This is a genomic window from Uniformispora flossi, assembly GCF_049534875.1.
GTDB classification, from domain to species: domain Bacteria; phylum Actinomycetota; class Actinomycetes; order Streptomycetales; family Streptomycetaceae; genus Yinghuangia; species Yinghuangia aomiensis.
In genome coordinates, this window is the sequence record NZ_JBMULZ010000036.1 from 25,160 (window position 1) to 33,328 (window position 8,169).

The window sequence follows — 8,169 nt, forward strand, 5'->3', positions numbered from 1 at the left end:
ATCGGACGACGACGAGGGCGGGCGGCGCAGAGGATGCGCCGCCCGCCCTCGTTCTTGTCGTGTGCTGTGTGGTGTGTGACGCGGTGGTGTGTGTCGTGTGTCGGGTACCGGGCGGCTACTTGCTCTTGCGGCCGACCTTCGGGTCGAGGCGGCGCAGCATGGCCATGGCGAGGCCGGCGTAGACGACGATCTGGACGCCAAGTATCGCGATGTTCGTGTACCAGACCGACGCTTCGTGCTTCCAGCGCGGATCGGGACCCTTGGAGCCGTTCTTCATGGGTGCCTGGAAGATCGCGTCGACGGTGCCCGCGGCCGCGGAGAAGGCCCAGCGGGCCGGGGCGAGCCAGGAGACCTGCTCGATGACGGGTGCGCCGTTGAGCGGGAAGAGCGCGCCGCACAGCACGACCTGGATGATCGCCACGACGACGAGCAGCGGCATGGTGAGTTCGGGGGTCGACACGAGTGCCGAGATGACCAGGCCGAGTGCCATGGCGGCGACCGCGGACAGGATGACGGCGATGCCGATCTCCACCATGGGCGGCATGACGACGCCCTTGGCGGGGAGTTTCTTGCCCGCGAGGGCGACCGCGGTGAGGGCGGCGCCTTGCAGGGCGGCGATCGCTCCGAGTACCAGCAGCTTCGAGCACAAATACGCCGATACCGACAGGCCGGCGCTTCTCTCCCGCAGGTAGATGGCGCGTTCTTTGATGAGTTCGTTGACGGCGGTCGCCGAGCCCATGAGTCCGCTGATGACGAAGAGGACGAGGAGTTTGGTGAGGACGTCGGGGTTGCTGCCCTGTTCGTCGGTGACCAGCTCGCCGGGGATGAACCGGCAGAGGGCGCCGAGGAAGATCGGGGCGGCCATCAGCAGCGCGAGGTACTTGCGGTCGGAGGCGATGACCGACAGGTAGCGGCGCGACAGCGTGAAGAGTTGCGAGCCCCAGCTCTGCGGCTTGGGCGGTTTGACCTGTGGGCGGTCGGCTTGCGGCTGCGGCGCGGTGCCGCCGGCCGGGTTGAGCCCGGATTCGACGTAGCGCGCGTGCGGTTCGGAGGCGCGGAAGCGTTCGGCGAGGATCTCGCCGCGCTCGTTGTTGAGCATCTGGAAGGCCGCGCGCCAGTTCTCCTTGCCGAAGTAGGCGAGGGCTTCGCCGGGCGGGCCGTAGTAGGCGACGTAGCCGCCGGTCACCAGGACGAGGAGCCGGTCGCAGACTTCCGCACTGTCCAGATCGTGCAGAACCGTGATGACGGTGCGGCCGTCGTCGGCCAGATTGCGCAGGTTGTCCATGAGGTCGCCGGCCGAGCCGACGTCCAGGCCGGATGTGGGCTCGTCCAAGTACAGCAGCGACGGCTTGGTGAGCAGCTCGACGGCCACGCTGACGCGCTTGCGCTGGCCGCCGGAGAGCTTGTGGATCGGGAGTTCGGCGCGTTCGGTGAGGCCGAGGTCGGCGATGACCTCGTCGACGCGGCGGTCGCGCTCGGCCCGTTCGGTGTCCTCGGGGAAGCGCAGCCGGGCGGCATAGCGCAGGGCCTGACGCACCGTCAGCTGTTTGTGCAGGATGTCGTCCTGCGGCACGAGGCCGATGCGCTGCCGGAGTTCGGCGAACTGCTGGAACATGTCGCGGCCGTCGTAGAGGACGTTGCCGCTGCTCACCGGGATCGAGCCGGTGAGGGCCTTGAGCAGCGTCGACTTGCCCGCGCCGGACGTGCCGACGACCGCGAGGAGGGTGCGTTCGCCGACCGGCAACGACACCTTGTGGAGCAGGGTCTTGTCGCCGGCTTTGACTTCCAGGCCCTGGATCTGGAGGGAGACCTCGCCGGTGTCGATGAACTCGCGGAGTTCGTTGCCGTCGAGGCGGAAGGTGGCGTGGCCGATGCCGACGATGTCGTTCGGGCCGAGGATCTGCTGTTCGACGGGCACGCCGTTGACGAACGTGCCGTTGTGGCTGCCGAGGTCGGCGATCTCGTGGCGGCCGCCGGGCGTGGTGCGGAGTTCGGCGTGGTGCCGGGAGACCATGAGGTCGGTGAGCACCAGGTCGTTGTCGAGCGCGCGGCCGATGCGCAGCGTCTTGACGGGGATCCGCATGACGACGCTGGGCCGCCGGTCGACGCTGGGCCGCTGGTCGGCGAACGGGCCGGGCGCCATGTTCTCCCACGGCGCGGGTCCGGCAGGCGGGGTGCTGCCGCCGCCGACCGGTGTCCTCGGGCCGCCGACGGGCGGCATGCCGCCCGGGGCGTCGGGGATACGCGGTGTGACGGGCGCCTGCGCGCCGTCGCGGCCGTGCGGGGGCTGCGGGTCCCGCGGTGTCGCGGGCTCTTCGGGCTGCGGCCGCGGGCTCGGCGATTCGCGGCGCGGGGGCACGAGTTCGGTTGCTTCGACGACCGGGCTCAGCCGGAGCCGGCCGCCGTCGTCGGGGTCGCCGAGGAGGACCTCGACACCGCCGGCCACCACGACCCGGTTGACGCGCTGGGCACGCACATAGGTGCCGTTGACGCTGCCGGTGTCGACGAGTTCCCAGCCGTCGGCGGCGACGCGCAGCACGGCGTGCCGGCGCGACACGCGCCGGTCGTCGACCACGACGTCGCACGACTGCGGGTCACGGCCCACGATGTAGTCGCGCCCGGGTTCGAGCACGACGGGCTGCCCGGCATCGGTGCTCGCGTTCAGTCGCGGCACGGCCGGGTCTTCGGATGCATACCTGCCCCCCATGTCCAGCGAGTTTAGGGACCTCGGGGGCTGCTCGGCACCTCTTCGCCGAGGCTTCCACCCGGATCGGTGTACCCGGCGGGAGCCTCCAACCGGTCGCCGTAAGTGACGGGACGGACAAATGCCGGACAATTGCTGTCCGTCCGCGGTCCGAGGCGGCGGGAAAAGCGCGGAGGAATGGTGGCGACCGGAACTTGCCGCCCGATCCGGGCAACCGTTCGGACGCGTACGGAGATTCCTGCGCACCGCGGTTCTTGCGCTGGTGAGCCGCGTGCGTAACAGCCCGTCACCCGTCTCGGCGATTCCGTTGACGTCCCTTGCACGCGGGTCCGATAGTCGTTCCTGTCCGATGGGGGCGGGGTGCTGCTGCTGTTCCCTCGTCAATTCGTGCGCAGGGAGCGGGCGTGTCCTGGACCAATCCTCCGCAGCGGCCCGGGAATCGGCCGCCCGGCCCGCCTCCGCATCAGCCGCCCGGCGGCGGGCAGCCGCCGCCTCCGGGACCGCCTCCGGGGCGCCCCGGACCGGGCTCGTCGGGTCCTGCGCCGTCCTCCGCGGCCCGGTTGTTCGGCGGGGCGGAGGCGTGGCTGCACGCGCTGGTCGCGGTGGTCGCCTCGTTCACCGCGATGGCGTTCACCGCATGGCTGGCGCTGTGGCTGCTGGGCGCGGGCGACTTGGGCGGCGGCACGATGCCGTCGCTGGTCGCCGCGACGATCTCGCTCGGCGTCGGCGGGCGCGTGGACTTGAAGGGCGCGGAGAACGCCGACGGCGGCGGCGGGATCCTCGGCGGCCTGCTGCCGGACGACTTGGCGCTCGCGCAGGGCACCGGCCACGTCGACGTGCTGCTGTACGGCGTCGGCCTCGTCGGGGCGGTGGTCCTCGGCTGGCTGTTCCTGCGCCCGCTGCGCTACCGGCTGGTCATCGGATTCGACGAACTCCTCGCACACATGGCGCGGATCGCGGTGTTCACCGCGGCGGCCCTGGGCGTCTGCGCGTCGCTGGGCAGCCACACGCTGCCGATCGGCGACCTGGTGCCGAACGTGGACGCGTCCGAGCTGATGGGCATCTTCAACCTGGGCGCGGCGGCCAAGTTCACCACGGACGTGCCCTCGACGCTCGGCTTCGGCTTCGTGTGGATGCTCCTCGCGATGGTGGTCGCGCTCGGCGTGAGCGAGCGGGGGCCGCTGCCGCGGGTGTGGCTGCGCTACCGCGCGGTCCTGCGGCCGCCGGTCGCGGGCGTCATGGCCGTGTTCTTCGGCGCGGTGGTGCTCGGCCTGCTGGGCACGCCGTTCGTGGCGGCGGCCGCCCCGGGACCCAAGCGCATGATCGGCGGCATGCTGCTGGCGCTGCCCAACGTGATGTGGCTGCTGGTGACGCTCGGTATGGGCGTGGAGTGGAAGTCCAGCGGCGGCGGCGACTTCAGCTTCGGCTTGCCGGGTCCGCTCGGGAAGCTGCTGAACGAGTCGGGCAGCCAGGGCATGCCGATCACGGTGAGCAGGCTCGCGGAACTCGACAGCCGCGCGTGGTGGGTGCCGGTCGTGTCCGGCCTCCTGCTGCTGTTCGGCGGCACGGTCATGGCGCTGCGGGCACCCGCGACGGTGAAGCTCCACCAGCACGCGTGGCGGTTCGCGGTGACGTTCGCGGTGACCGCCGTGGTCGCCGCGCTCATCGCGCAGATCCACCTCAAGGTCGCCGTCGAGATCCTCGGCGGCGCGGCCGCGCCGGGCGGCGAGGTGAGCCTGCACGCCGACTACCTGATGACGGCCGGGCTGGGCGCGCTGTGGGGCGCCTGCGCGGGCTTCCTCGGCGGGGCGCTGGCGGCGTGGATCCGCGCGGTGCGCGGGGACCGCAAGGCCATGGCGGGGCCGGTGCGGCACATCGTGCGGCAGGGACCGGTGGGCGGGGCGCCCGCGGCGTATCCGGCGGGCGGCGGGTCGTATCCGTCGGGGCCGGGCGGAGCCCGTCCGCCGGGCGGCGGGCCCGGGTCGCCGTACGGTTCGGGGCCGCCGCCCGGGGGCGGAACGGCCGGGCCGGGGTCGCCGTACGGCCCGTACAGCCCCTACGGACCCGGCGGCGGACCACCGCCCGCGGGGCCGTATCCGGGGCCGCCCAACCGCGGCACTCCCCCGGACGGGCCAACGCGAGGGCCCGGCGGCCCGTACGACCCGGGCGGCCCGCGCCGCTGAGGGACGGCGGCACGGCACCGTCCACGCCGCTGTCCACACCTCGGGACCGCGCGGCGACCCGCCCGGGCAGGCGGGTACCGTGATCAATCATGGACGCCGCGCCCCGCACCCTCCTGGTCAAGATCTTCGGCAAGGACCACCCCGGCATCACGTCGTCGTTGTTCGACGTGCTCGGGGAGTACGGACTCGACGTCATAGACATCGAGCAGACCGTGACCCGCGGGCGCCTCACGCTGTGCGTGCTGGTCCCGGCGCCGCGCGAGGACGGCGACCTGCGGGCGCGGCTGCACCGGTGGGCCGACGGCGAGCGGCTCGACATAGAGATCATCAGCGGCAGCGGCGACAACCGGCCCCGCGGCGAAGGCCGCTCGCACGTGACGGTGCTGGGGCATCCGCTGGCGGCGTCGGCGGTGTCGGCCATAGCGGGCCGTATCGCGGCGACCGGTGCCAACATCGACCGGATCTTCCGGCTTGCGAAGTACCCGGTGACGGCGATCGAGCTGCAGGTGTCCGGCGTGGAGACCGACAAGCTGCGCGGCGAGCTGGCGGGCGAGGCGGCGGCGCAGCGCGTCGACATCGCGGTCCAGCCGTCCGGATTGCTGCGCCGTTCGAAGCGTCTCGTGGTGATGGACGTCGATTCGACGCTGATCCAGGGCGAGGTCATCGAGCTGCTCGCGGAGCACGCGGGCTGTCTGGACGAGGTCGCGGACGTGACGGCCGCGGCGATGCGCGGCGAGCTGGACTTCGCGGAGTCGCTGCGGGCGCGGGTGGCGCTGCTGGCCGGGCTGGACGCGGCGGCGATCGACGCGGTCCGGGAGAAGGTCGAGCTGACGCCGGGCGCGCGGACGCTCGTGCGCACGCTGAAGCGCCTGGGCTACCAGGTCGGGATCGTGTCCGGCGGGTTCACGCAGGTGACCGACGTGCTGGTGGAGCGCCTCGGGCTGGACTACTCGGCCGCGAACACCCTCGAGGTGGTGGACGGCAAACTGACCGGCAAGGTCGTCGGCGAGATCGTCGACCGGCCGGGCAAGGCGCGCATGCTGGAGCGCTTCGCGGCGGAGGCGGGCGTCCCGCTGTCCGCGACGGTCGCGATCGGCGACGGGGCGAACGACCTCGACATGCTCAACACCGCGGGCCTGGGTGTCGCGTTCAATGCGAAGCCGGTGGTACGCGAGGCCGCGGACACCGCGGTGAACGTGCCGTTCCTCGACACCGTGCTGTTCCTGCTGGGCCTGACCCGCGAGGAAGTCGAAGCGGCGGACGCGGCGGACCCGAAGGCCGCGAAGCAGAGCTGACGTCGGCACGGGCCCGCGTCGGGCAAGAGCCTCCCGTAGGCCACCGACTCACCCACAGCCCGCACCAGTCGCCACCACCCCACACCCCCGCATGCGCTAAACCGGTCCCATCAGGGGGCCTCCCCCCGCCGTTCATCACACCGGCATTTGCGCCTCACACCTCTCGCACCGCGTAGTCCCTCAGCGCGGGCTCCAGCACCGCGAACGCTTCCTCCGTCGATACCGCGAGCGCCGCGGCGATCTCCGGGTTCGTCTGGCCGTCGAGGGTGCGCCGCAGCGTCTCCTCGAACAGCGTCCGGTGCACCGCGGCCAGCAGCGCCGCGGCCACCCGGGCGCGCACCACGTCGCCGGTCTCCCGGGCCAGTTCCCCCGCCAGCGCCTGCTCGCGCAGGTCGTGGAAGTCGCGCAGCCGCGCGGTGAGCGCGGGACTGTCGGCGATCATCCGGGCGAACGTCGGCCCGGAGAACCCGAGCACCGGATCCTGCCGCGCGATCGCGCCCCGGTAGGCGGCGCGCAGCGCGCCGAACGCCGACTCGCCCGCCGGCCGCGCGGCGACCGTCCGCGCCAGGCTCGCGACGAACTCGTCCTGGTGGTCGAGCGCGAGGTCTTCCTTGCGTGGGAAGTAGTTCGTGACGGTCATCTTGGCGACCTGCGCCGCGGCGGCGACGTCGGCGATCGTCACCTTGTCGAAGCCCCGCTCGATGAACAGCCGCGTGGCGTGGTCGGAGATCGCCTGGCGGGTCTGCTGCTTCTTCAGCTCGCGAAGGCCGCCCGTCACCGCCTGTGTCGTCGTCATACATCGATCATGTCATACCCCGACCCAAGTTTGTGCTTGACATATTTTTATGACCGACCTAAGTTTGTCCTTGCCGCCGCGGCACGCCCCGGCGGCAGCAGCCCTGACCATCACGTCGAGGAGACGTTCTGAACCTGCGCATCACACCCGGCCTCACCGTTCCGGCCACCGCGGCACTGCCGGTCACCACCGCCGCCGCACCCAAGGCCACCACCAAGGCGGCGCGTCCGGTGCTCGCGTACCGGTCCGCCGCCACCCCGCCCGCAGCGGTTCGGCACACAGCGCCCCGTCCGCAATTCCTCGGACGCGGCCGCCGCGGCTGACCGGGCAACCGCCCGCCGTCGGACCGCACCCGCCCGAACCCCACCGCACGACGACATCCCCGGGAGGCCACGCATGACCAGCACGCAGACTCGGACCAAGCCCCAGCCCCGCCCCGAAACGCAGTCCGAGGCGCAGTCCGAGGCGCAGTCCGAGGCGCAGTCCGAGGCGCAGCCCTTCGACGCCGCGGCCGAATTCGACCGCCAGGTCGGCACCTTGACCGCGCTCGGCTACCCCGGGCTCGCGGGCCTGTCCGACGACGCGTTCGCCGCCCTCGTCGCCCCGCTCCGCAAGGCCGCGGTGGCGCACGGGGGCGCGGCGCCCGCGGAAGGCCGGCTGCCGTTCCTGCTCGTGGTCACCCGCGCACTCGTCCCGATCGAGGAGACGATGCCGCTGACCACGCTGGAGGGCAAGAAGAAGCCCGGGTTCGTCGACCACAGCTACGAACCGGGGGCGCTGGAGCGCTTCGTCACCGTCGAGGACGTGGAAATCCCCGGCGAGAAGGTCTACTTGCTCGTGGACGTGGATCGCGGCGAGGAGTTCTGCGGGGCGATCCCCAACGACGCGATGGCCGCCATCGCCGCCCGGGGGCGCACGCTCCTGACCATCGAGGAAGGCATCGCCTTCGTGACGCAGCAGCCGGCCGCGCTCGCGAAGAACAAGTGCTTCTCCCTCGGCGCCTCGCGCTCCGGCGACCGGCGTTTGCCGGCCCTGTGGCGCAGCGACAACAAGCCCAAGCTGGGCTGGTGCTGGACCGGAAACCCGCACACCTGGCTGGGCGTGGCCTCGGCGGGCGGCCGCGCGGGCGCCTGACGGTTCGCCCGAGACCCCCCACCGCCGCCGGGGGGGGGGGGCACCCCGCGCGCGCCC

The 8,169-nt window shown here is 72.3% G+C and carries 5 protein-coding genes; 3 read left to right on the forward strand and 2 right to left on the reverse strand.

Annotated features, from left to right (window positions below):
- Window positions 1-115 precede the first annotated feature (115 nt).
- Window positions 116-2,707 carry an FHA domain-containing protein gene (locus ACPA54_RS38445; protein ID WP_423537125.1) on the reverse strand — a complete coding sequence of 864 codons (2,592 nt, stop codon included), beginning with the start codon at window positions 2,705-2,707 and terminating at the stop codon, window positions 116-118.
- Between the two features lie 557 nt (window positions 2,708-3,264).
- On the opposite strand from ACPA54_RS38445, the gene ACPA54_RS38450 reads away from it, so the two are divergent.
- Window positions 3,265-4,887 carry a streptophobe family protein gene (locus ACPA54_RS38450; protein ID WP_423537127.1) on the forward strand — a complete coding sequence of 541 codons (1,623 nt, stop codon included), beginning with the start codon at window positions 3,265-3,267 and terminating at the stop codon, window positions 4,885-4,887.
- Window positions 4,888-4,976: 89 nt separating this feature from the next.
- Complete coding sequence (gene serB, locus ACPA54_RS38455) at window positions 4,977-6,182, forward strand: phosphoserine phosphatase SerB (RefSeq protein ID WP_423537129.1); 1,206 nt, start codon at window positions 4,977-4,979, stop codon at window positions 6,180-6,182.
- 154 nt (window positions 6,183-6,336) lie between these two features.
- On the opposite strand, the gene ACPA54_RS38460 is transcribed toward serB, so the two are convergent.
- Window positions 6,337-6,978: a TetR/AcrR family transcriptional regulator gene (locus ACPA54_RS38460; RefSeq protein WP_423537130.1), complete on the reverse strand. Its 642-nt coding sequence runs from the start codon at window positions 6,976-6,978 to the stop codon at window positions 6,337-6,339.
- A 396-nt stretch (window positions 6,979-7,374) separates the two neighbouring features.
- Between ACPA54_RS38460 and ACPA54_RS38465 the strand changes: the two genes are divergently transcribed.
- Window positions 7,375-8,112 carry a DUF5701 family protein gene (locus ACPA54_RS38465; protein ID WP_423537132.1) on the forward strand — a complete coding sequence of 246 codons (738 nt, stop codon included), beginning with the start codon at window positions 7,375-7,377 and terminating at the stop codon, window positions 8,110-8,112.
- Window positions 8,113-8,169 lie beyond the last annotated feature (57 nt).